Source organism: Archangium sp. (assembly GCF_036388035.1).
Lineage (GTDB): Bacteria > Myxococcota > Myxococcia > Myxococcales > Myxococcaceae > Archangium.
The window spans coordinates 1-22,608 of sequence record NZ_DASVSO010000220.1 but is presented as its reverse complement, the minus strand read 5'-3'; the positions used below and the strand labels follow the sequence as shown (position 1 = coordinate 22,608).

12 protein-coding genes, 3 pseudogenes and 1 riboswitch are annotated in these 22,608 nt (G+C 71.8%); of the genes and pseudogenes, 2 read left to right on the top strand and 13 right to left on the bottom strand.

Translation table 11 applies throughout. The features are described 5' to 3' along the window. Positions 1 to 1,208, top strand: a 1,208-nt coding sequence (locus tag VF697_RS09645) for a DUF4388 domain-containing protein (protein WP_331093517.1), incomplete at its 5' end; no start/stop codon positions are given. Positions 1,209 to 1,220: 12 nt separating this feature from the next. Here the strand turns inward: VF697_RS09645 and VF697_RS09640 are convergent. From VF697_RS09640 to VF697_RS09610, 9 genes and pseudogenes are all read right to left on the bottom strand, one after another. Continuing rightward, positions 1,221 to 4,304 carry an MYXO-CTERM sorting domain-containing protein gene (locus VF697_RS09640; protein WP_331093515.1) on the bottom strand — a complete coding sequence of 1,028 codons (3,084 nt, stop codon included), beginning with the start codon at positions 4,302 to 4,304 and terminating at the stop codon, positions 1,221 to 1,223. A 40-nt stretch (positions 4,305 to 4,344) separates the two neighbouring features. After that, entirely contained in the window at positions 4,345 to 7,929 is a 3,585-nt protein-coding gene (locus VF697_RS09635) for a flagellar motor protein (RefSeq protein ID WP_331093521.1), read from the bottom strand. 5 nt (positions 7,930 to 7,934) lie between these two features. After that, positions 7,935 to 9,839: a hypothetical protein gene (locus VF697_RS09630; RefSeq protein ID WP_331093519.1), complete on the bottom strand. Its 1,905-nt coding sequence runs from the start codon at positions 9,837 to 9,839 to the stop codon at positions 7,935 to 7,937. Between the two features lie 62 nt (positions 9,840 to 9,901). After that, positions 9,902 to 11,647, bottom strand: a complete 1,746-nt coding sequence (locus VF697_RS09625) for a hypothetical protein (protein ID WP_331093513.1) — start codon at positions 11,645 to 11,647, stop codon at positions 9,902 to 9,904. 98 nt (positions 11,648 to 11,745) lie between these two features. Next, positions 11,746 to 11,826, bottom strand: a riboswitch (cyclic di-GMP riboswitch). Between the two features lie 78 nt (positions 11,827 to 11,904). After that, positions 11,905 to 12,876, bottom strand: coding sequence for a FecR domain-containing protein (locus tag VF697_RS09620; RefSeq protein WP_331093511.1), 972 nt, complete (start codon positions 12,874 to 12,876; stop codon positions 11,905 to 11,907). A 35-nt stretch (positions 12,877 to 12,911) separates the two neighbouring features. Next, positions 12,912 to 14,750: a sensor histidine kinase gene (locus tag VF697_RS09615; RefSeq protein WP_331093509.1), complete on the bottom strand. Its 1,839-nt coding sequence runs from the start codon at positions 14,748 to 14,750 to the stop codon at positions 12,912 to 12,914. After that, a pseudogene (locus VF697_RS43480) lies at positions 14,747 to 15,265 on the bottom strand (diguanylate cyclase domain-containing protein); the annotation flags it as partial. The pseudogene VF697_RS43480 and the gene VF697_RS09615, both read right to left, overlap by 4 nt. Positions 15,266 to 15,322: 57 nt before the next feature. Beyond that, positions 15,323 to 15,673 (bottom strand): annotated as a pseudogene (locus VF697_RS43475) (response regulator transcription factor); the annotation flags it as partial. A gap of 66 nt (positions 15,674 to 15,739) precedes the next feature. Beyond that, positions 15,740 to 18,004: pseudogene (locus VF697_RS09610) on the bottom strand (response regulator); the annotation flags it as partial. A 252-nt stretch (positions 18,005 to 18,256) separates the two neighbouring features. Here VF697_RS09610 and lexA point away from each other — a divergent pair. Then, entirely contained in the window at positions 18,257 to 18,919 is a 663-nt protein-coding gene (gene lexA / locus VF697_RS09605) for a transcriptional repressor LexA (protein ID WP_331093506.1), read from the top strand. A gap of 132 nt (positions 18,920 to 19,051) precedes the next feature. Here the strand turns inward: lexA and VF697_RS09600 are convergent, their stop codons facing one another. From VF697_RS09600 to VF697_RS09585, 4 genes are all read right to left on the bottom strand, one after another. Further along, the gene (locus tag VF697_RS09600) at positions 19,052 to 20,188 is read right to left on the bottom strand and encodes a tetratricopeptide repeat protein (protein ID WP_331093504.1); all 1,137 of its coding nucleotides are present in this window, start codon (positions 20,186 to 20,188) and stop codon (positions 19,052 to 19,054) included. 17 nt (positions 20,189 to 20,205) lie between these two features. Further along, on the bottom strand, positions 20,206 to 21,285 hold the full coding sequence (locus tag VF697_RS09595) for a hypothetical protein (RefSeq protein ID WP_331093502.1): 1,080 nt from the start codon (positions 21,283 to 21,285) through the stop codon (positions 20,206 to 20,208). A gap of 128 nt (positions 21,286 to 21,413) precedes the next feature. Beyond that, positions 21,414 to 21,953, bottom strand: coding sequence for a hypothetical protein (locus VF697_RS09590; protein ID WP_331093500.1), 540 nt, complete (start codon positions 21,951 to 21,953; stop codon positions 21,414 to 21,416). A gap of 144 nt (positions 21,954 to 22,097) precedes the next feature. Then, positions 22,098 to 22,608, bottom strand: a 511-nt coding sequence (locus tag VF697_RS09585; RefSeq protein WP_331093498.1) for a M23 family metallopeptidase, incomplete at its 5' end; no start/stop codon positions are given.

Below are 22,608 nucleotides of genomic sequence, written 5' to 3'. Positions count from 1 at the left end.
AGGCGCCCGCTCCGGCCGTGGAGGCGCCTACGACCGTGGACCTGTCCCTCCCGGTCGTGGACACCCTTTCCACCGAGCCGAGCCAAGACTCGCCCGCCCCGCGGGAGGAGCCGCACGGAGAGGCCCCCGCGCCCGGCGTGGACGAGCCCGAGTCCTCCCCACGGGAGCTCGTCCCGCCCGCGGCGGAGTCCCCTGCCCGCCAGGAGCACACGACCGTCAACGTCGGGACGGAGGACCTCGATGAGTTGGGGGTGCTGGACGCACTCAACGAAGCCGAGGTCCCGGCCAGGCAGGCCCCGGTGGAGGAGAAGACCCCGGCGGTGGTGCCCCCGCCGGTGGTGGTGCCCCCGGCCGAGCACAGCTCCTCGGAGCCCGCGCCCGGACTCGCCCTGCCCTTCGGCGAGCGCGAGAAGGTGTGGGCCAAGACGGCCACCTCCGGCGCCCGCGATCGCTCCCTGCCCGAATGGTCTCTCTCGGGAGATCTGAAGAACACCAGCATCCCCCGGCTGCTCAACGCCTACTACGAGGCCCGCCACAGCGGAGAGCTCAAGCTCAAGCAGGGCTCCGTGCAGAAGGTCGTCTACTTCGAGGCCGGCCGCCCCGTGTACGCGGCCTCCAACCTCGCCCACGAGCGCTTCGCCCGCTTCTGCGTGCGCCGGGGCGCGGTGCCCGAGGCGAAGCTCCAGGAGGTGCTCACGCTCGCCCGCGAGCAGAACCTCCGCTCCGGCGAGGCGATGATCCGCCTGGGCCTGATGGACGCCCCGCTTCGCCAGCAGCTCGTCGTGGAGCAGGTGAAGGAGATCCTCTGGTCCACCTTCTCCTGGACCGAGGGCGCCTATGGCTTCAGCCCCATGCGCCCGCCGCGCGCGGGGCTGGTGAAGCTGTCGATCTTCCCCGGGGACCTCATCCTCGAGGGCATCTTCAAGTCCGAGCCCCTGATGACGCTGCGCCAGCGCATGCCGCGCTCGCGCAAGCTCTTCCCCTCCGCGGCTCCCCCCTATGGCCTGCACGAGCTGAAGCTCAAGGGACAACAGGCGCTGCTGCTGGCCTACGCGGACGGCAGCAAGACGGTGGAGGACCTGCTCACCCTCACGGATCTCCCCGAGCGCGACGTGCTCGCCACGCTGCGGGGCCTGGAGCTGATCGGCGTGCTGGAGGAGCGGCGCGACGAGCCGACCAACCGCAGCCGCATCAGCTTCGGCCTGTAGGGCGAGGGCCCTCTACCGCCGGCGGCGGCGCACGGCCGCCACCAGCGTCCCGAGCGCGAGCAGCAGCGGGCCCGGACCCGAGCTGGTGCAACCGCAGCCGGAATCCGGCACCCGCGGGCCCGGCGGGTCGCGCAGGGAGATGGGCACCTCGCGCAGTCGCGCCTCGCCCTCCATGCGGCGCTCGCCCACCAGGTGCGGGCGCGCCACGTAGGTGAGCCTCCCGGAGCTGTTGCCCTCGAGCGCCAGCCCGCTCACGGTGAGCACGCCGTCCACCCAGCGCGCCTCCAGGGGCTGGCCCTCGAACTGCGCGCTGCCCTCCACGTACGTCAGGCCCTCCAGCCGCTCCACGAAGCTCACGTCCCGCACGGCGCAGGCGGTGGTGTTGGTGAGCGTGAGGGAGACGCCCACGAGCCCCGTGTCCGAGGCGGCCGGCGCCTCGGTGCGACGCCGGACTCGCACGAAGGGCTCCACGGTGATGGGCAGCACGTGTTGCCGCGAGGCCTCGTTGCCTGGGCCCGCGCGTGCCGTCACCTGCATCACCACGGACTGGCCCACCAGCGTGTCCAGCCCGGTGTCCCGCGTGGCCAGCGCCACCGTGGCCCCGCTCAGCGAGTCCCGCGCGAGCTCCGGACCCGAGATTCGCGACCAGGTGACGTCGGACTTCTGGCAGGCGTCCCGCGGGAAGGCCTGCGTCAGCGTGGCACGCGCCCCCTCGCCGCAACGGGCCACCAGCACGGCGTCCTCGGGCAGCGCCTCCAGCCCCGCGGCCACCCGGGGCAGCTCCACCTGCACGGCCGTCTCCGAGGTGCGCCCGCCCGCGGTGTCCTCCAGCGAGCCCGCCACCCGGAAGCGCCCTCCCGCGCACCCCGTCCCCGTGTCGACGAGCCACTTGCCCGAGGAGAAGTCCACCGTCTCCCGCGCCACCACGCTCCCGTCCAGGCGTTCGAGCCGGAGATCGGCGACGAGGCCACGAGAATCAATGCAGTTGAGGTTGCTCGAGCCCAACCCCACCTCCACCACCGAGCCGGGAAGGAGCGGCGTCGCGGCGAGCTGGAGCACGCCCGCGTCGAGCGGAGTCACGTTCGTCTGGACGTCCACCTCGCGCACCGAGGGCGCACTGGAGAAGAGGTTCTCCGCGGTCCGCACCTGGTTCACCGCGGTGAGCTTCAACCGGGTCGCCTCGAGGCACTCCCGCGCCTCCACCTGAAGCCCTGGCGCCCGCACCGGGAAGGCCGACACCACCTCGCCCGTGTCCGTCCTCCGGAACGTGATGCCCTCGGGGGGCACGGGGCCGCCGACATCGAGCGCCCAGGTGGTCTCCACTCCCGGGAAACCGCCGCTCGTCTCGCACGCGTGAAGGGGCTGGTCGGGCGCGACGCGCAGTGTCTGCCCCGCGCTCAGGGCCACCACGCCCCCATCGAAGGCCGCGTTGGGATCGCCCCACGGCGCCACGTGGACCTTGAACTCCTTGGAGTTGGAGATGCCCGCGTCGTCATTCACCGTGAGCGTGAAGGGGAAGTCCGCCCCACCCGCCATGCAGAGGGTGGCCGGAGCCGTGAGCACCGCGACGCGGCCTCCCGGCTCCTGCACCAGCGAGGGGCCCACCGTCCCCGCATCCGTGCTCCAGCTGAAGCCGGTGAGCTTGCAGCCCGCTTCCGTCACGTCGCCGAGCACCTCCATCCTCCAGGGCTCGAACCGCCCCGCGACCAGTCCCCTGGCGGGGAGACTCACCGGGGGAATGCTCGGCTTCTGGGTGTGCCGCACGAACACCGGAATCACCTTCTCGGTGTCATGGGCCGCCAGCCCGTCCGAGGCGCGAACCCCGAAGGAGCCCACGGTCCGGCTCTCGCAGACGGTCCCGCTGGTGACCCTCACCACGAGCGGGTCTCCCGGCTGCCATCCACCCTCCACGCCCGCGTCGACCTGCTCCAGGGACCAGGGCCCGCTCGCTCCCGAGGTGTGGAGCGTCAACAGCACCGGGTCTCCATCCGTGTCGGTCGCCGTGAAGGTGAACTGGCCGGCATCACTCTCGCCGAGCTCCACCACGGTGTCCGAGAGCCGCGGGCCCGCGTCGTTGGTGTAGATGAGGAGGTTGTTCGAGCCCCGTTCGGCGGCGGCGACGCAGTAGCTCGCCCCCGTACAGGAGACGAACTTCAGGGGAGTGCCCGCGAACTCCGGCGGGAGGGGCCTCACCCGCCAACGGGTGCCCGCCTGCGTGGCGTCGAGCATGGGCACCGCGCCCATCACCGCGGAAGAGCCGCCGTCCGGCAGGGCCACGACGGCCATGCCGAACCCGCGTCCGTTCGCCCCCCCGGACTCCACGTTCAGGGACACGCTGGTCACGTTCAGGCCCCCGTCGAGCATCTGGACCGGGAGGATCTCCCGGCCGAGCTCCACGGGAGCCCCCTGCAAGAAGCCCTTCTCCGTGCCCACCACCGCGTAGGGCACGGAGCCGCCATCGACGGTGAACAGCTCCACGGCCAGCACCCTTCCCGCCCCCGGGTTCTCCTGCGGGATGGGCCGCAGGGCTCCGCGATCGGCGAACCAGTGGACGGTTGCGTTGTCGTCCGGAGTGCCAGCGAGTGCATACAGCGTGTTACCCGCCCGCACCACACCGAGCGAGGGGGTGAAGACGGTCTCCTCGGAGTCCCTCAGCCGGAAGTCGGGGGCGCCGTAGATGCCAGCATCCGCGAAGTACACATCGGAGGTGGAGCCCGAGGACACCGCGGCGGCCCCGCCCCCGCTGGCGGACTGCCTCACCCGGACGATGGGCCCCGAAGGGGAAGACGAGATGGGCCCCAGCGCCCCACACGAGGCCCCACTCGTGTTGCTGCTGCGGCGCTCCCCCTCCACGGAGAGCAGGACGGAGGTGAAGCAGCCCGCGCTCGCCTCGTAGAAGGTCCCCGCCGAGGTGCCTGGCAAGGTCCGCGAATGACCACCGTCCAGGAACAGCATGGCCTCGGTGGAGGTGCCCACCGAGAAGTTCCCGGGGGACCACACCTCCACGAAGAGCCTGGGCGTCCCGGCACCCGCGGGCAGGGAGACCTGGGTCTGCCAGTTGGCGTGCGCACTGGCGGCCACCAGCACCAGGCCCACGACGAGGCCCAGGCCGACGCGCCTCAGGCGCGCGCCACCCCTAGTATGCCAACTCCGCCCGAAGATAGAGCCTGTCGGAACCATCGCGTGCCTCCTCCGGCAAGCCCGTCCCGGTGAACCCCAGCAGCGTATAGCCCGTGGCCACACGCAGTCGTTCGTCCACTCGGTACGCCACTTCGCCACGTAGCGAACCCAACTGTTCCCCATCCGGCGCCACCGACCTGCTCGCCGCCTCCAGCGCCAACTCCAAGCCCCCCACCACCCGCACCGACGGACGCAGGGAACCCGTCAGCACCCATATCGCAACATCGCCCCGGTTGCTGCGGCCCGCGTGCAGCCCGGCCGCCAGTGCGAAGCGGTCCCCCAGTCGCACCGCCGGCAGCAGTGAAATTATCTGTTGGGCGCGTTCCCCGAAGGCTGCTCGCTCACCAGGCAGCAGCTCACGGGTGAGGCCATAACGCGCCACTACCACGAAGGGCCCCGGCCTCCAGGCGAGCGCCGCGTAGCCCTCGAGCAGCCGGGCCTCGGCCTCTCGTGTCTCGCGCAGGTAGGTGCGGCTGTAGTTCATGCGGCCGGAGAGCGACAGGTCGTCGCGCAGCACCGCCTCGGCCGCGAGCACCATCACCGCCTGGATGCGATCCACCGGCTCCGTCGCGCCGCGCACCGGAAGGCCCCGCCCAAAGCGCAGCTCCACGCGCCCATCGGCCCGGATGCGCTCCAGGAGGAGCTGGCCGGAGACGCTCGCCACATCGCGCCGCAGCGAGCTCGGCACGTCCAGCAGCGGCTGACGCACACCGTGCTCGTAGCGCGCGCCTACCTGCAGCGCGCCGAAGAGCGTCTGCTGGAAGCCCACCGCGCGCGCCAGGCGCACCGCGTTGGCGTCATGCGAGGCGACGTCCTCCACGAAGAGGCTCGTCCCCTCTCCCAGCTCCGTGCTCGCCCCACTCACCGCGCGGGCCGCGCCGAAGTCCGGACCGTCCACGTCCACCGAGTAGCTGCCGTAGTAGACCTCCTGGCCCCGGCGCCACGTGCCCCGCACCCACGCCAGCGGCCCCAACCGCGGCCCCCAGCCTCCGCGCACGCCCACCACGGCCTCGTCGTCGAGCGTCACGTCCACGCCCGCCGAGGAGAAGGTGTCGTCCACCCGGCCCGGGCCATCGCCCCGCAGCACCAGCGCCTGCCGGTGGCTCGCCGACACGCCCAGCCAGTCGTTCACCCGCAGGTGGCCATGGAGCCCCGCCGAGGTGCGGCCTCCCTCGAGCAGCAGCGCCTCACCGGGTGCCTCGCTGGCGCGCAGGCTGGCGTCGCGCAGCTCCACGCCCACGCCCCACCCCTCCCCCTCGTAGCCGAAGCCCACGCCCAGCGTGCGCGCCTCCAACGGTGTCTCCGAGAAGGGCAGCCGGGGGTCCGCCGAGCGCCGATCATCCCCGAGGAGGGTGAGGCGCCAGCGCCCCAGCGGCTGCACGGCGCGCAGCGACAGCTGGCGGAAGAGCGCGGTGTCCGCATGGGTCCCATCGGAGAAGCCCGCCGAGCGCCACCGGAAGGCCGCGTCCACGGAGCCGGCCCCGAAGAGGCCCGGCCCGCTCAGGCGCAGCCCCAGGGCCTGCCCGCTGCTCCCCACCCGCGCCGCCTCGTCCGGCCGGAGGAAGGTGAGGCCGCCGTCGTCCGACACACCGCGCAGCTCCGCCAGCAGCGACTCGCCCTGGCTCCGGGCCACCTCGGCCAGCAGCGCGTAGCCGCCCAGCATGGTGCGCGCGTGCCCGGAGAAGAGCAGGTAGGGCTTCCCGGAGCGCTGCTCGCGCACGGCGGCCACGGAGGCCCGGCCGCCCGTCCACTCCGCCCAGGCCTCGCCTCCGACGGTGTCCGCCGCCTCGCCCAGCCGCAGCACCGCGTACTGCACGGTGAGGACGGGCTCCGGCGCGGCCGTCAGCGGATCCGCGCGCAGCAGGGGCTCCCCGGCGAGCATGGACAGCGGACGCGCCAGGAGGATGCGGCCCGCCGAGTAGTCGATTTCGTAGTCCCGGCCCCGAATGAGGTGGCGCTCGCCGAGCGGCAGTCCGGTGACGCCGTCGCGTACCTCCACGCGCAGCAACTCCGAGCCCTCCGCCACCGAGCCCGAGCCCAGGTAGTAGAGGCTGCCGCCGGTGGCGCGCAGCTCCTCGTACGCGGGGACGGCGGACAGCAGCCGCGTCGGATCCTCCAGCCCTCCGGCGAAGGCGTCCATGCCCACGCGCAGCCGCCCCAGCCCCGACGCGAGCTGCGCGTAGGGGCCGAAGAGGGGGCGGTGGTAGCGGCCCACCTCCCCTTCCGCCCGCAGCGCCCGGTAGGTCCCCAGGCCCACCCGGCCGAGCTCGTCGTGGCGCACCTCGAGCCGCAGTCGCCCTTCCGTGGGGTTGGGCGTGAGGCCCACGGACGCGTCTCCCCACTCGGCGATGGCCAGGTCCGGATCCGGTGCCCGATCCAACCGCGGGAGGCGAGCACGCAGCCAGTCCGCCGCCGGCCGTCCGCGCAGGCTGTCCACGTCGGTGTCCCGCAGGTCCAGCTCGCCCGTGAGGGAGAAGGGCCCCAGACGCGCCTCGCCGTGGGCCGCGCCTCGCCCCCGCAGCCGGAAGTCCCCATTGCCGGGCGCGTACGTGGCCTCCACGTCCAGCAGCCCCACCGCGAAGGCGCGAGTCACCGCCTCCACCTGCACCGTCACCGTCCGCGCTGGCTCGCCGGGCGGCTGCACCTCCAGCGTCACCGGGTTGCGGCCCGGGACGAGCACCAGCGGCACCAGCACGGAGCCCTCCGGCCCCACCGTCACCTCGCCCTGGGGCGAGCGCACGCGCGTGCCCGAGGGGAACTCGGCGCGCAACGAGGAGGCGCCACTGGCCGCGGGCTCGCCCCTCCGCCCCGGCAGCCGCAACGTCCCGGCGGGCACGGGCTCGCGAGGAATGACGAGCAGTCCCTCGTCACGCGACACCACGTCGATGCGCTGGCGGAAGAGGCGCAGGGAGCCCTCCGGCCCGGAGGCGGTGAGGGACAGCACGTTCTCCCCGGGCACGAGCCGCACGCGCGCGCGCCAGTCGCCCCGCGTGTCCACCTCCGCCGGCACCTCGCCCACCCGCACCTCGTCCCCGGGCGAGGCGTGCCCGGCGACGAGGAACTCCACCCCGCCCGGCACCACCGCCGCCGAGGGAGGCGCGGCCTCATAGGAGAACGCCACGGCGGGCAGGGACTCGCCCCGCGTCCGCACCGCGAAGTCCTGGAGCACCACGGCGGCCCAGGGCACCTCCACCGTGACGGCCTCGGGCGAGGCCTCGCTGTCGGGAGGCAGCGTCCTCGCATCCACCCGCACCCGGTGCCGGCCGGGCCGCAAGTGGATGCCGCCCGTCATGTCGGGGCCACGCCCGTCCACCCCCGCGAAGTGGTAGCGCCCGTGGGCGTCCGTGCGCACCTCGCGGCCCGTGGCCAGCACCAGCCGGATGTCGGCGAGGCCCGGCTCGTCGGGGGCGCACCGTCCGTCTCCATCCAGGTCGCGGCACACGCGCCCGACAAGGGCCGCCGCCAACTCCTGCGGCTCCTCCCTCGCGAGCTGCGCCCAGGCGGCGGACGGAAGCAGGAGGACGCACACCACCCAGGCCACGTCCCTCAAGGCCTCACCTCGGCGAGCGCGGTGACACCGGTGGCCACGTCCGCCACGGAGACACTCACCGGCCCCTCATGCTTCACCCGGAAGCTGCTCCGTCCCTCCCGTACCTCCAGAGGACTCCGCTCGCCCGCGGACAGCCACACGTGGACCTGACGGCCCTCCAGCACCCGCCCCGAGGCGTCCTCCACCCAGAACGTGACGCGCGGGCCCTCCACCTTCAGCCGCACGTTCACCGGCACGGAAGGCGCCAGCCTCACCGACTGCTCCGCCAGCGCCGGCACGAGCGGCGACTCCAGCGGGAACACCGGCCCGCCCTCGGCCACCACGTGCACCGTCTGCCGCAGGCCCGGCCACTGGCCATGCACCACCTCCAGCCGGCCCGGACGCAGGGGACCGAGCTCCACCGTCCCGCCCTCGCCCGTCACCCGCTCGGCTTCCCCGACGCGCAGCGGCTGCGCCGGCACGGGCAGCCCGGCCAGGTCCGTCACGCCCGCGTACAGCACGCCCCCTCGTGCCCACACCCGAAGACGCGCCGGCTCCATGCCGGGAGGGCCCTCCGCGAGCGCCTTCACTCCCACCTCGCCCGGCGGCCCCCGCTCCGGCAACCCCCAGGCGCTGGTGAACACCCCCGGGGACTCCTCGCGCGGCGGGCTGAAGGTGCCCAGCGGGGACTCCAGCACCACCCGGGCCCCTGGCCTCGGCCGTCCCGCGGCGTCCTGCGTGGTGACGGTGACGGTCATCGTCGCGCCGAGGTGCACCATCGGCTCGGCCAGGGCCAGCGAGGCCCGCGCCACCGGCCCCTGCACCAGCTGCAGCGACAGCTCCTCGCGCGAGCTCGCCCCACGCTCCGGCCAGGTGGCCACCAGCGCCTCCGGCCCCGCGGACAGGGTGCTCGGCGCGGTGTAGATCCACTCGAGCAGCCCGCCCTCGGCCCGCGTCGGGCCACGCAACGAGCCCTGGCGGACCGAGACATTCACCCGCGCGTCCAGCACGGGCTGGCCGTAGGCATCACTGGTGGCGCACAGCAGGCGCGCCCGCGAGACACCATCCGCTGGGAGTCGCTGGGGATTGAGGACACACGCCAGCCCATCCGTGGGCGGCAGCGCCAGGTCGATCCGCGAGCGCCGCACGTTGCCCGCCGAGTCCACCGCGCGCCCCTCCCCGAAGCGGTGGCCGGGGGGAACGATGACCGGCAGCCGAACGCGCCCATCCGGCGCGGCCTTCACGGGCCCGAAGGGCACGCCGGCGATGGAGACGGAGATGTCCGCGTCCGGCGAGGTACGACCCGGCAAGTCCACCGAGGTGGCGAGCGGCACCAGCACCTTGCCGTAGGCGCCGTGGATGGACTGAGGGTGGGGCCACGCCGAGAGCGCCACCAGGATGGCCACTTCCGGGTAGCGCGTCTCGGGCAGCACGTAGCGCGCCTGCCAGGTGCCGGGCCCGGTGCGCGTCAGGCCCTCCACCCGGCCCACGTTGGCCCGCAGCACGGGCGGAGCACCGGTGTCATCCGGAGAGCCGTCCAGCCGGAGCATCCGCACCGTGAGCCGGGCCTCCGTGTCCCGGCCCTTCACGGGAGCGGGCGGCTCCACCGCCAGCGACACCTGGGTCGCTGGCGGTCCCAGCTCATACCGGGCCTCGGTCCTCAGCCCCGAACCTTCTGCCTCCACCCGGACCTCCCGGGTGCCCGGGTCCGGAACGACCAGGAAGGTCCGCAGCGGTGGCTGCTCCGGCCCTGGGAGCAGCCTCGCCCCGCGCGCGAACACCGAGACCCCCTCCGCCGCCACGGGCATACCCGCGGCATCCCGTCGCACCAGGGCGATGGAGAAGCCCTCGGGTGGCACGGCCGCGGACGGCCCCAGGATGTCGAGCGTGTCCCCGGACGCCGCCGTGGCGACCAGCAGCAGGACTGGCAGGAGGAGGTTCAGAGTGTCGGTAATTTACCAGCGACCGAGATTCACTCGAAATGCTATCGCCGCGAAGTCACCGGAGCCTGGCGCCGCGCCCGGCCGGTTCCGTGACGAAACAGCAACGCGGCGAGCATCCACACGCCCAGCAGGGCCACCGGGCCGCCCCCCGCGCTGCACCCCGCGAGCGGCTTCTCCGAGAGCGGCGGGAACGTCCCGTTGGCCACGACCGGCGCGCCTCCCGTCCCCTCCCCGCTCGACGACTCCAGCACCCCCTCATAGCCGCTTGGCACGAAATAGCGGGACAGGAGCGTCTTCTCCGCCCCGGCGCCCACGGGCTCGGAGGGCACGAACTGGCCATGGAGGAGCTCCGCGCCCTTCAGTCCGTCGTCCAGCGGAGGGAGCTCGCAGGACGACTCCCCGTAGACACGCACCCGGAAGGCGCTTCCAGGCGCGCCCTGCACCTGGGCGGACAGGGTGGTCTCCCCCTGGAGCGAGAGCGCCTGGGCCAGCCCCTTCACGTCGTGCCCGAAGTCCTCGGGCCCCACGCTCAGAACCGGTCCGAGCCACACCCTGCCCGTGGTGGCGGGAGTCCCCTCGAAGCCGTTGTCCACGCACAGCACCCCGGTGCCTTTGGACACGAACCGGGTGGAGAGCACCTCCGGCTTCCCCGTGGAGCGGGTGACCTGCAGGCCGCCCAGCAGCGGCCGCGTGCCGGGCGAGGCGCACACGGCTTCCGGAGCCTCGTCGATGGGCGGGGCGCAGTCCGTCGGCGGCAGGCGGAACGTATAGGCGTACACGTTGAGATCGCCGTTCTCCCGCACCGACCACACCACCCGCGCCAGCCCGTCCGGCTCCACACTGATGTCGTTGAGCGACTCGCTCTCCGGCGTCTCGGTGAGGCGGTAGAAGGTCTGCGTGCGCAGGTCGTACAGCATGATGTCGAAGTTGGGCGACGTGCTGGACGCCTCCCGCCGCTCGAAGGCGATGAGCGGACCGCTCACGTTGGGGTTGGAGTCCGGACCCGGGAGCGGGAGGCGCCGGGTCTCGCCACCCCGCACCGCCTGCCAGGCGATGTCCGCCTCCGTCACGCCATCCACGGTGCGCCGGGTCACGTACGCCACCACCTCGCCATTGGTGTCCGGCTGGGACTCCTCTCCCTCCGTCCCGGTGAGCTGGGCGACCTGGTAGCCCCCCTCGACCGCATAGGCCGCCCAGATGTCGCACCCGTCGATGCTGGTGGCGCACTTCGTCCACGCCACCGTCGTCCCGTCCACGCTGACGGCGGGCGTGCGATCCACGGACGTGTCCTCCGACAGCCGGGTGAGCGCGAGCGAGTCCAAGCGGTAGGCGAAGATCTCCGGCTGCTCGGAACGGGTGAGGGAGCCCAGCTCCTGCCACGCCACCGTCTGGCCGCCGATGGTGGCCACGCGCCGGTCCGCGCCCTCTCGAGGCGCGAGCTCCTGGGCCGCGCCGCCCTGGCGCACGTTGAAGCGGAACACGCGGCTGGAGCCGGTGGTGCGGGTGAACACCACCGTGTCGCCGCTGACGTCGGCGAGGGAGTCGTAGCCGCCCTCGGTGGGGATGGCCTGGTCCTCGCCCGTGACGAGATCATGGACGCGAATCTCACTGCTGCTGAGGCTGAGCTGGTGGGTGTAGGCCACCACCGGACCACTCACGTGGGGATCCGTCTGGTCTCCCGGCCCGTTGTTGACCACCAGGGACTTGCCGCGCAGGGGGAAGCCCGCGTTCTGGGCGAACGCCAGCGCCGGTACGAGGCACGCGAGGGGGATGAGCGTCCGCAGCATCGAGGCTGACCTCCAATGGGACCTAGGGCGATACACACCCCCCATCCAAGGACGCTCCAGGGCTTCCGCCCCCCCATGCGCCCACAGGCGCCAGCTTCCACGGCAACCACGGCCGGCCAGACTTCAGGCCCCACGGCTTTGCGCACCAGGGCTTTCGCCCAGGATTGCCCTTGTACGGGGTCATTCTCAGACCTTGAGACGATGCAAATTACAGACCGAGCGGACGAGCGTCAAGGCGCTCGTCTGTACGGTCGCCCTCACTGTCCCTGGGGGGCCGGGTCATTCCACATCCCAGGGTCCACGATGACTTTGTCGGGGGGCCGGGTGTCCACGGTGAGCTCGTGCTGCTCCTGCTGCCGCAGGCCGCCCACGGACACGGCCTGGACCTGCACGGTGTTGCGACCTTCCTGGAGCGCCACGGGGCGGGAGAAGCGGCCCTGCTCGTCCGTGGGGACCATCTCCCCCGCCACGTCCACATGGGCACCGGGCTCCGTCTGTCCGGAGACGACGAGCTGGCGCTTGGACACGGTGGAGCGCGCGGGCCAGGTCACCTTGAGCAGTAGGCTGGAGGGGATGGGCGTGGGCTCGGAGGGACCGCGGCCCGGGAGGACGACGGACTGCTGGCCGGCGCGGACGATGACCACCTTGCCCCGACCCAGGAAGGTGACCTCGCCCTCGCTGGTGGCCACGGCGACGGTGCCCGCGCCGTTGTTGCTCATGGCGAAGGTACCGCCCTCGGTGCGGGCCACCGCGTCGCTGCCAGCGGCCCTCACCTCGACGCTCTGGCGGACGCCGGGCCGGACGCGGGTCGTCGTCCGACCGTTGCGCAGCAGGAAGCGGGAGACCGATTGGGTGAGCTCCTCGATCGTCAGCTCGGAGCCCGCGTCCATGCGGACCTCCACGGCCTCGCCATTGATGACCACCGCGTAGGAGCCATGCTGGGTGCGCACCGAGTCCGAGGGGCGCAGCGCCTCGCCGGCCTTCACGGCACGCCACTGCCCCTCGCCGCTGCGGACCTCCACCGTGCCGCTGACCTCCTCCAGCTTGAGCTCGGCCGGGCGCTTCGGCTCCTCTGGAGCCGGCGGGGGCGGGGCCTCCACCACGGGCGGAGGCGGCGGAGCCGGGGGCTCGTGGAGGAAAAGGAAGTACCCCAGCGGCAGCGCCGCCAGGATGGCGATGAGTCCAAGGAGGAACGGCGTGCTGCGCCGGCGGGAGCGGGGGGCATCCATGCGGCCCCGAACCTACATCAGCCGAGCGCCATGTCTCACGCCTTCGGCAACCACACGGTGAAGCAGGAGCCCTGCCCCACCTCCGTGCGCACATCGATGGTACCGCCCGCCTCGCTGACCACCCGCCAGGCCACCGACAGGCCCAGGCCCACGTTGGACCAGACGTCCTTGGTGGTGAAGAAGGGCTCGAAGATGCGCGAGCGGTGCTCGGGGGAGATGCCCTTGCCCGTGTCCTCCACCTCGAGGAAGCCGCGCCCGTCCCGCTCGCCGGTGCGCAGCACGAGCCGCTTCGCCTCCGTCTGCATCATCGCGGTGCGCGCGTTGGACAGCAGGGCCAGCACCACCTGGGACAGGTGCCCTGGATCTCCCCTCACCCGCATGGGCGGGGAGACCAGCTCGGTGACGATGGCAATGCCCTCGCCCTTGATCTGGTTCTCCGTGAGCGAGAGCGCGTCGCGGAGGACGGAGTTGAGGTCCACCGGCCGCAACTCGGGCCTCGAGCGCTGCTGGGAGAAGCGCAGCAGGTTCTGGGTGATGTCCTTGCAGCGCTTGGCGCTCTGCTCGATCTTCCGCAGCGTCTCGAGGTCGGGATCCTTGTCGTCGCGGTCGAGCAGCAGCAGCTGGGTGTTGCCGAGGATGCCGGCCAGGGGGTTGTTGATCTCATGCGCCACGCCGGCGCCGAGCTGCCCCACCGCCGCGAGCTTCTGGGCCTCGAGGAGCTGGGCCTGGGCGGTCCTCAGCTCGGCGGTGGCCTCGTCCACCCTCGCCTTGAGGTCATCGTTCCAGCGCAGCATCCGGGCGCGAGAGGCCTCCAGCTCGGAGCCCATGCGGTTGAAGGTGGAGGCCAGCTCGCTGAGCTCGTCATCGCCCACCACCTTCACGCGCTTGTCCAGCTCGCCACGACCGAAGGCCTCGGCGCCCGCCACCACGTCGGCCAGACGGCGGTTGAGTCGGCGGGTGTAGAGCGCGCCCAGGCCGAGCAGCACCCCCAGGGCCACGAAGGTGGACAGCAGCACCGTGCGGCGCATGGCACGCACCGGAGCGAGCGCGACGGTCTCGTCCACGGCCACCAGCACGTGGAAGCTGGGCACCAGGGGCACCCGCGCGGCGCTCACCCGCCTGTCGGGGGCGGCCACGCGGAAGCTGCGCGCTCGCGGCTCCCCCGGGGCGAGCAGGGAGATCAGCGCGGGCTCCAGCGGCTTCAGACGACGCTCCGACAGGGAGCTGGCCAGGATGCGTCCACTCGAGGAGTCCACCAGGTCGATGTGCCCCGGGGTGCCGCCCGCGCGTCGCTCCAGCAGGGCCTCCAGGTCGGAGAAGACGACCTCGGCGAGCGCGAAGGGAGCATCCTCCCCCTCCCCCAGCTTCACCGCCACCGCCACCGCCGCCCGGCCGCTGAGGGCGTGGGCATAGACACGGCCCAGGGCCGCCTGCCCCTTGTTGCCGCGGCGCAGGGACTGCACCGGCACGGCATCCACGAGCGTCTCCACCGCCTTGGGATCGAACCCCGGGTGCTCGCCCACGCCGGCGGCCTGGAAGACGGGCGCGCCCCGCGGCCGGCCCTCCGCGTCGAGGTGCAGCACCGCGCTGACGGCGGACGACTGCCCGTAGAGGAGCTGCAGGCCCCCCTGGAACTCCTCGGCGGAGATGCGCTCCCAGTTGAAGAGCTCCGCCGAGCGCGCGAGCGCGTCCACCGTCTTCATGAGCTCGGCGGACACGCTCTCGGCGGTGGTCGCCGCGACGAGGCGCTGCTCGGCGCCGATGCGCTCGGTCAGCGCCTCCTCGGCGCGTGACAGCAGCAGGAAGCCCACCACCGCCAGGGGGAGCACCGTGGCGGCGAGCATGAAGAGGATGAGCTGCTGGTAGAGCCTCATCCAGCGGCCGTCCGGATCACCGCCAGCTCCCGATCACTGCGCAGGTAGACGGAGCCTGCAATGGCCTTGGCGCGCTTCTTCATGTCCGCGGCCCGCCGCGCCAGCTCGGCATGGTCGGAGGACTGCCCATCGCTCAACACCGCCACCACGGACACGCTCATGATGGGGAACTTGCGCTTCTCGCCGAAGCGGTCATCGGCCTCGATGTAGCCGCACTCCCGATCCTGCTTGTCGTAGTAGAGCGGGATGATGCGGTCGAACGTCTCGACGGCGCTCTTGCAGATGCGATCCACGCTTTCCGGCTCGGTGACGAAGACGAAGTCGTCCCCCGCCACGTGCCCGAGGAAGTCCCCCGGGTGACCCTCCTGGGTGAAGATCTCCCGCAGAAGATCTCCCGTCTGGCGGATGACGCCGTCGGCCTTCGCGAAGCCGTAGTAGTCGTTGTAGGCCTTGAGGTTGTCGAGATCGAGGTAGCAGAACGCGAAGGGCCTGCGCTCGGCGACCCGGCGCTGCACCTCGCGCTCGATGGCGCCCGAGCCAGGAAGCTGCGTGGTGGGCGAGGCGCCCAGCTCCTGCTCCTTGCGGCGCAGGACGGTCTCCACACGAGCGCCCAGCTCCAGCGAATCGAAGGGCTTGGTGAGGTAGTCGTCCGCGCCGAGCTTGAGGGCGCGCACCTTGGCGCTCGTCTCGGTGCGAGCGGAGATGAAGATGACGGAGATGTAGCCGCTGGCGCGCTCGGCCTTGAGCTCCTCGAGGAAGTGGTAGCCATCACCATCGGGGAGCTGCACGTCCAGCAGCAGCACGTCCGGGCGGCGCTCGCGCAGGGCGCGGTGGGCTTCCTCCAGGGTGGAGGACACCTGCACCTCGTAGCCGAGGCTCACCAGCACCTCGCGGCAGATGGCGGCCACCTTCTCGTCGTCGTCCACCACCAGCACGCGGCCGTGGTGCTGACCGGCGCGCCCGCGCACCAGCGAGTCCACCGTGGCCAGCAACCGGTCGGCCTGCAGCGGCATGGGCATGAAGGCATCCGCCCCGGCCCGGAAGGCCCGCTGGCGCTCGTCGAAGGCGGAGTAGACGAGCAGCGGCGACTGGCGCGTGTCCGGGTCGTGCCGGAGGATCTCCGCCAGCCGCAGGCCGTCGATGACGGGCAGCCGGGTGTCCACCAGCACGGCGTCCGGGTGGTGGGCGCGCGCCAGGGTGAGGCCCTCCTCGGCGCTGGTGGCCAGGCGCACCTCGTAGCCGCGCGCGCGCAGCAGCGCCTTGGTGATGAAGCCGATGTCCGGCTCGGCCTCGACGAGCACCAGCCCGCCGCGCCGCTCGGGCTTGCGCTTCTGGGTGAAGTCCAGGCCGTCCGGCCGCAGGTACTCGGCGGGAGGCTCCACGGGGAGCACCACCACGAAGCGCACACCGTCGTGGCACGGCTCGCACCAGATATGGCCGGCGTGGGCCTCCACGATGTTGCGGCAGATGGCCAGGCCCAGTCCCGTGCCGCGCACGGTGCGGTTGGCCTTGGTGCGCGCCTGCTCGAAGCGGTCGAAGATCCGCTCCAGGTTCTCCTCGTTGATGGGGTCCCCGCTGTTCCAGCAGGTGAGCACCGCGTAGCCGGGCACCGCCGAGGTGGACCTGAGCTCCAGCCGCACCTCACCGCCCTCGGGGGTGAACTTGGCGGCGTTGGTGAGCAGGTTGTTGAGCACCTGGGTGAGGCGGTTGGGATCCGCCAGCACCCGCAGCCCGTGCTGGGGCAGGCCGGCCGACACCTTCACGCGCCGCTCCATGAAGGCGGGGCCGTACTTCTCCACCGCGCGGCGCACCTGCTCGTCGACGTAGGCCCACTCGAAGTTCATCCTCAGCCGGCCCTTGGCGAACTTCGTCAGGTCCAGCAGGTCGTCCACGATGGCGTTGAGCTTCTCCGTCGAGTCGCGCGCCAGCATCAGGTAGCGGCGCTGCTTCTCGTTCATGTCGGTGGCCAGGAAGTTGAGCACCAGGTCCAACGAGCCGGAGATGGAGGTGAGCGGCGTGCGCAGCTCGTGGCTCACCATGGAGACGAACTCGTCCTTGCGCTCCTCGAGCTGCTTCTGCTCGGTGACGTCGCGCAGCACCACGCACACGCCGCGCAGCACCCCGCGCGCGTCATTCACCGGGGTGACGGTGGAGTGGATGGTGCGCTCGTCGATCTTCAGCTCCTCGCGCAGCACCTGGGCGCCGTACTCCCAGCCGCGCACCAGCTCGAAGGGGTCGAACCCCAGCTTCTCGCACAGCCGCCGCCCCGGGTCCGTGACGGGGCCCTCGCCCAGCTTCAGCAGCCGGCGCGCCGCGGGGTTCATCACGACGATCTCATTGTGCTCGTCGGAGAGGACCACGCCGTCGGCCATGGACTCCACCATCCGCTCCATGCGCTGGCGCGAGGCCTCCTCGGAGGCGCGCAGCGACTGGATGGCGTCCGCCGTCTGGTTGGCCAGCGTGTCGAGCAGCGCGCCGTCCTCCTCGGAGTAGGCGTCGGGGCGGTGGGAGAAGAGCGACAGCAGGCCCACGGGGCGGCCCCCGGCGGTGAGGGCCACGGTGATCTGATTGCCCCAGCCCGTCTGCGCGGCGTCGTCCTGGGTGGTGGTACCGGTGACGTGGGTGATGACCCGGTCCTCGGGCAGCACCAGCCCCGAGCGCTGGCCCCACGCCGCCAGCATGGACTCCTTGACGCCCAGCAGCGCCTGCTCGCCCACGGTGCCCTGGCAGCGCAGGCGCAGGGTGGCGGTGCGGTCCCAGCCCACCGCGATGAGGGCCGCGCCACAGTCATAGGGCAGCACGCGTGCCACCGCGGACAGGACGCGGTCGATGATGGCGTCGTAGCCCAGCGGCTCCCCCGCGCTGGCCCGGCTCACCTCGTAGAGGACGCCGAGGGCCTCCACGCGCTGGTGGAGCTGGCGCAGCAGCTTCTCCTTGTCGCGGCGCAGCTGGGTGAGCTCCACCGCGTTCTTCACGGTGATGACGAGGTCGTTCAGGTCCCAGGGCTTGGTGATGTAGCGGTACACCTGGCCGCGGTTGATGGCCGCGATGATGTCCTCGGGATCCGTGTAGCCGGTGAGGAGCAGCGCGGTGACGTCGATGCCCTCGGCGCGCGCGGCGGCGACCAGCTCGATGCCCGTCATCTCCGGCATGCGCTGGTCGGTGATGAGCACGTCCACGGCGTGCTTCCTCAGCAGCCCCAGCGCCTCCGGGCCGGAGCGGGCCGACAACACATGGTAGCGGCGCTGGAACATGCGCACGAGGAGATCGAGGACGTCGGGCTCGTCGTCGACCAGCAGGAGGGTGTGTCGGAGCTCGGACAAGGTGTCCCGAATTCTACGCGTAGACGACAGTGGACCGCAGGCAGCTGTTGGGCGGTGAAGAACCCACACGGGTTGTGCGTGCTCATCCTTGAACGAATTGACTCTATACGTATGTTCAGGGAGCATGACGGTACTGAAAGCCTGTTTCGTTGGTGGCCTACCCACCAGACGAGGGAGCGAGACATGGAAGAGCTGACCGAACGCCAGCGGGAGATCCTGGCCTTCATCGTCAAGGAGACGGAGTCGCGGGGTTTCCCGCCGACCATCCGCGAGATTGGCGAGGAGATGGACATCCGCTCGACCAACGGGGTGAACGACCATCTCAAGGCGCTGGAGCGCAAGGGATACCTGAACCGAGGCGAGCAGCAGAGCCGCTCGCTGGTACCGACCAGGCGAGCGCGCCTGCTCCTGGGCCTGGGAGTGAAGAAGGAATCCGGGATGGTGGAAGTCCCGCTGCTGGGCAAGGTGGCGGCCGGCGCTCCAGCGTTGGCGCAGGAGAGCGAGGAGGACTCCGTCCGGATCGACAGCTTCCTGCTGGGCGGCCAGGGGCGCGAGGTCTTCGCCCTCCGGGTGAAGGGCAACTCGATGATCGAGGACGGCATCTTCGACGGGGACTACCTCTTCGTGCGCAAGACGCCGCACGCCCAGGCCGGGGACATCGTGGTGGCGCTCATCGAGGACGAGGCCACGGTGAAGCGCTACTACCCCGAGGGAGACCGCATCCGCTTCCAGCCGGCCAACGCCACCATGCAACCCATCTACGTGAGCAAGGCGGAGTTCCGCTCGACGATGCTCCTGGGCCAGGTGGTGGGCGTATACCGCAAGCTGCCGGGCGGCAAGCTCTAGGACCCCGTTTCACTCCTCATCGATGAGGAGTGGAATGCCCTGCCCCCGTTTCACTCCTCATCGATGAGGAGTGAAACGCACCGGACGGGCGGGTCCACCCCCCTTTTCCGCCCTGAATGCTTCCCGGTGGGCTCAGGGGCACTTCTTGAGCTTCACCCCGTTGCTCGCGATGCGGGCGCACACGGTGCGCACGGTGGCCTCGTCCTTCAGCTCCTGGGCGAGAGCGGCGGTGCGCAGCTGCAGGTCCACGTCCTTGGCATGCTCCGGCTCGGCGCTGAGGCTGGTGAGGATGCGCAGGGCGTCCGGCTTGCGCCCGAGCGTGGAGAGCAGCGCGGCCAGCTCGGACAGCTCGCGCACGTCCGAGCCCGAGACGGACTCGAGAGCGAGCCCCAGCTCCTGCTCGGCGGCCGCGCGGTCCTTGCGCCCCAGGTGGAGGCGAGCGAGGGCCACGTGGACGATGGCGCGGTCCTTCACGCGCAGGGACTCGCGGTACGCCGCCAGGGCCTCCCCGGGCTTGTCGAGCCGCGTGTAGATCTCCCCGACGAGCTCCCACAGGGTGGGATCCCTCGGCGACTGACTGGCGGCCTCGCGGTAGGACTCGGCGGCGGGAAGGAGCTGCCCGGCGCGCACCTGCTCGTCCCCGAGCGAGGAGAGCAGCTGGGGCGTCCGCACGCCCTTGGCCGCCCACTGCCCGAGAAGCTCAAGGGCCTCCGCGTGGCGCCCTTCCGCCGTGAGCACTTCGCTGGCGCGCAGCACGAGGGCGGACTTCGCCACGTCGGGGCTGGCCTCGGCGGCGAGGGTGAAGTGACTCACGGCGGCCTCCTTCTCGCCGCGCTTGAGGTGCAGCTCCGCGAGCCCCTCAAGGGCGTTGTAGTCCTTGGGATAGAGGGCAACGGCCTTGCGCAGCGCGCTCTGGGCCTCGTCGATCTTGCCGAGCTGCGCGTGGATGAAGCCGAGCCGGCTCCAGTTGGTGGAGCGCTTGGGATCGCGCTGGAGGGCGAGCTCGAACCAGGTGGCGGCGTCGTTGATGCGCCCCATGGAGAGGTAGAGCTCACCGTAGGCCGCGGGCAGGCGGGGGTCGTCCGGAGCAATCTCCTTCATGGTGTTGAAGGACGTGAGCGCCTCGTCGAACCTGCCCTGGAGGTACTCGGAGGTGCCCTTGATGTAGTAGCCCTCGGCCTGCTCCTTGGGGCCGGGCGGTTTGGGTCCGTCCTCACAACCAGCGGCGAGGAGGACAAGCAGGGGAAGGACGCGCCAGCGCGGGTGCATGTGCGGAGACTCCGGGCTCAGAAGTGCCAGGCGATGCCGGCGTTGAGATCGAGGTTGAGGCCACTGCCGAGACCGCCACCGGTGAGGCCGAGCGTGGCCTGGGCGATGTTGGTGGAGGCCTCGAGTTGGATGCCGAAATGGCCAGCGACGAGGAACTCGAGGCCGGCGAAGCCGATGACGGTGGGCAGCGGGCCCGTCTGCTGGAAGATGCCGTACTCGCCGAAGGACAACTGGATGCCGAGGCCGAGCCCCCAGTACGGGCGCAAGGAGCCCTCGGAGTTGTGGTAGTGGCGCAGGCCCAGCACGCTGGGGAGGACATTGAGGCCGCCCTTGCGACCCTCCTCCTCGGCACGGACATAGGTGAGACCCACCTGGCCGAAGACGACCCATTCGGGGTGGAAGTGGAAGCCAAGCTCCACGTCACCGCCGGGGTTGAACGAGCCGAAGTCGGAGATGAGGCTGTTGTTGAACCGCAGGCCGAAGACGAACGAGCCAGCGCGCGGCCTCGAGGACACGGACGGAGCCGGCGAGGAGGCCCGCTCGGTGGGATCCGAGACGAGCGTGACCAGGAGCTGATCCGCGAGCGACACGGCGGCGCGGGGCAAGGCCTCCTTGGCGGTCACCTCGATGCGAGGCCGGGCCAGGGCGCGCCCGCTCTCCGAGTCCATGAGGCTGGTGGTGAGGACGTAGCGGGGGCCGAAGCCATCGAGCCGGCCCGTGATGACGTAACGCGCCTTGCCGGAGCCGGGGGAGCCCGGGGGGGCATCCAGGCACGAGCCGTCGGCACAGACCCCGGCGGTACGTACCGCCTCCTGGTCCGCGCGCGAGGACACCGCGACGCGGGGAGACTCGGCGAGCCGGCTGACGAGGAGCGCCGTCAGGCCCGGGGCCTGCTCCCGGGCCTCCTCATTGGCCTCCAGCGGGAGGAGGGCGACGACGACCGCGGTGGGAGCTTCCGCCACGCGCGCCGAGAGCTCCAGGGGGACAGGAGGCACCGCCACAGCGGAGGTGCTCGCCTCGGGACCCGACGAGGACGACTGCGCCCCGGCGATCGGGGCGAGCAGGAGTGCGGGCAGCAGCGGCAGGAAACGGCTCACGGGGGCCGTACTCTAGTACCAGACAGCCGACCGTGGGCGGCGAGAAGCCAGCCCGACCTGCTCACCTGCCCGCTCGGATGGCCACCAGGAGCGCTCCGAAGGGGTGCTTCCGCGAGCGGGCCCGCCTCTCAGCTGCCCAGGAAAAGCATGAGCGCGGCCAGGGTCATCGCGGGGCCCTGCCCCACGAGCGTGTGCGGCACCACGAGCACCACGGGGGTGGGCCGCTCCAGGGGGCCACCGCAGGTGCGCGAGCCCCGGTAGACCCCCTGTCCGAGGGCCTTCAACTCGTAGCTGCACACCCCCACCGTGCCGGAGAGTCCCCGGGCGCTGAGACTCAGCCGCGTGAAGTTGCCGTAGAAGGCCCCCTCCGCCTCCAGGACTTCGCCCTCGTGCTCGAAGCTCAGCCGCGACAGGTTCCTGCCCACCGTGCCGCCGACTTCATTGCCGTTGAGCCCCAGGAACACGGTCTGCCCGAAGGCCCTCCCGCGCAGCGTCTTCACGTCACGGGTGACCCGGATGTTGGGACCCACGATGCGCGCCTCGCTGACCCGGGCCACGATGACGCCTTCCGGGGTGCGCAGGGAAATGTACGGGTTGTCGGCCCTGGCGCCTGAAGCCCCGAGCACGAGAAAGGCGGCCATGCCGAGCACCCGGCCCATGCGCTTCATGTGAAAAGGCTTCATTCCCGGAAGATAGGAAGGGCCCGGGAGCTCGCCGTCCGACGCCTGGTTGCCTGGGGGACACGCAGGGGCATGCCGACTGTCGGGTGGCACTTCGAGCAAGCAGCCGTGCGGCCCGCGCTGGGGGCCTGCTCACGACGACGGCAGGGGCCCCAGGTAGTCGAGCGGATCCGCCGGCTTGCCGTCGACCCGCACCTCGAAGTGGAGCTGCGGGCCGCTCGTCTTGCCGGACTCGCCCACGGTGGCGATGACCTGCCCGCGCCGCACCTTCTGGCCGCTCTTCACGCGCAGGTCGCGGTTGTGGGCGTAGAGCGTGATGAGGCGCTCGGAGTGCTGGACGATGACGATGAGCCCGTAGCCGCGCTGCTCGCCTGCGTACAGCACCTCCCCTTCCTGGGCGGTCTTCACGGGTGTGCCCACGGGCACGGCCAGGTCGATGCCGTCATGCGGCTCGCGACCCTTCTTGCCAAACCGGGCGTACAGCACGCCCCTCAAGGGCCAGTCCAGCATGCCCTTCGTCTCCGGCACGGGGCGGGAAGGCGGTGGCCGGGAGACGGGCCGGGTCGCCGGGCGCGGAATGGGGGCCGTCACGATGACCGGAGGCCTCGTCGGAGCCGGGCCTCCGGACGCGGGGGGCGTGGGC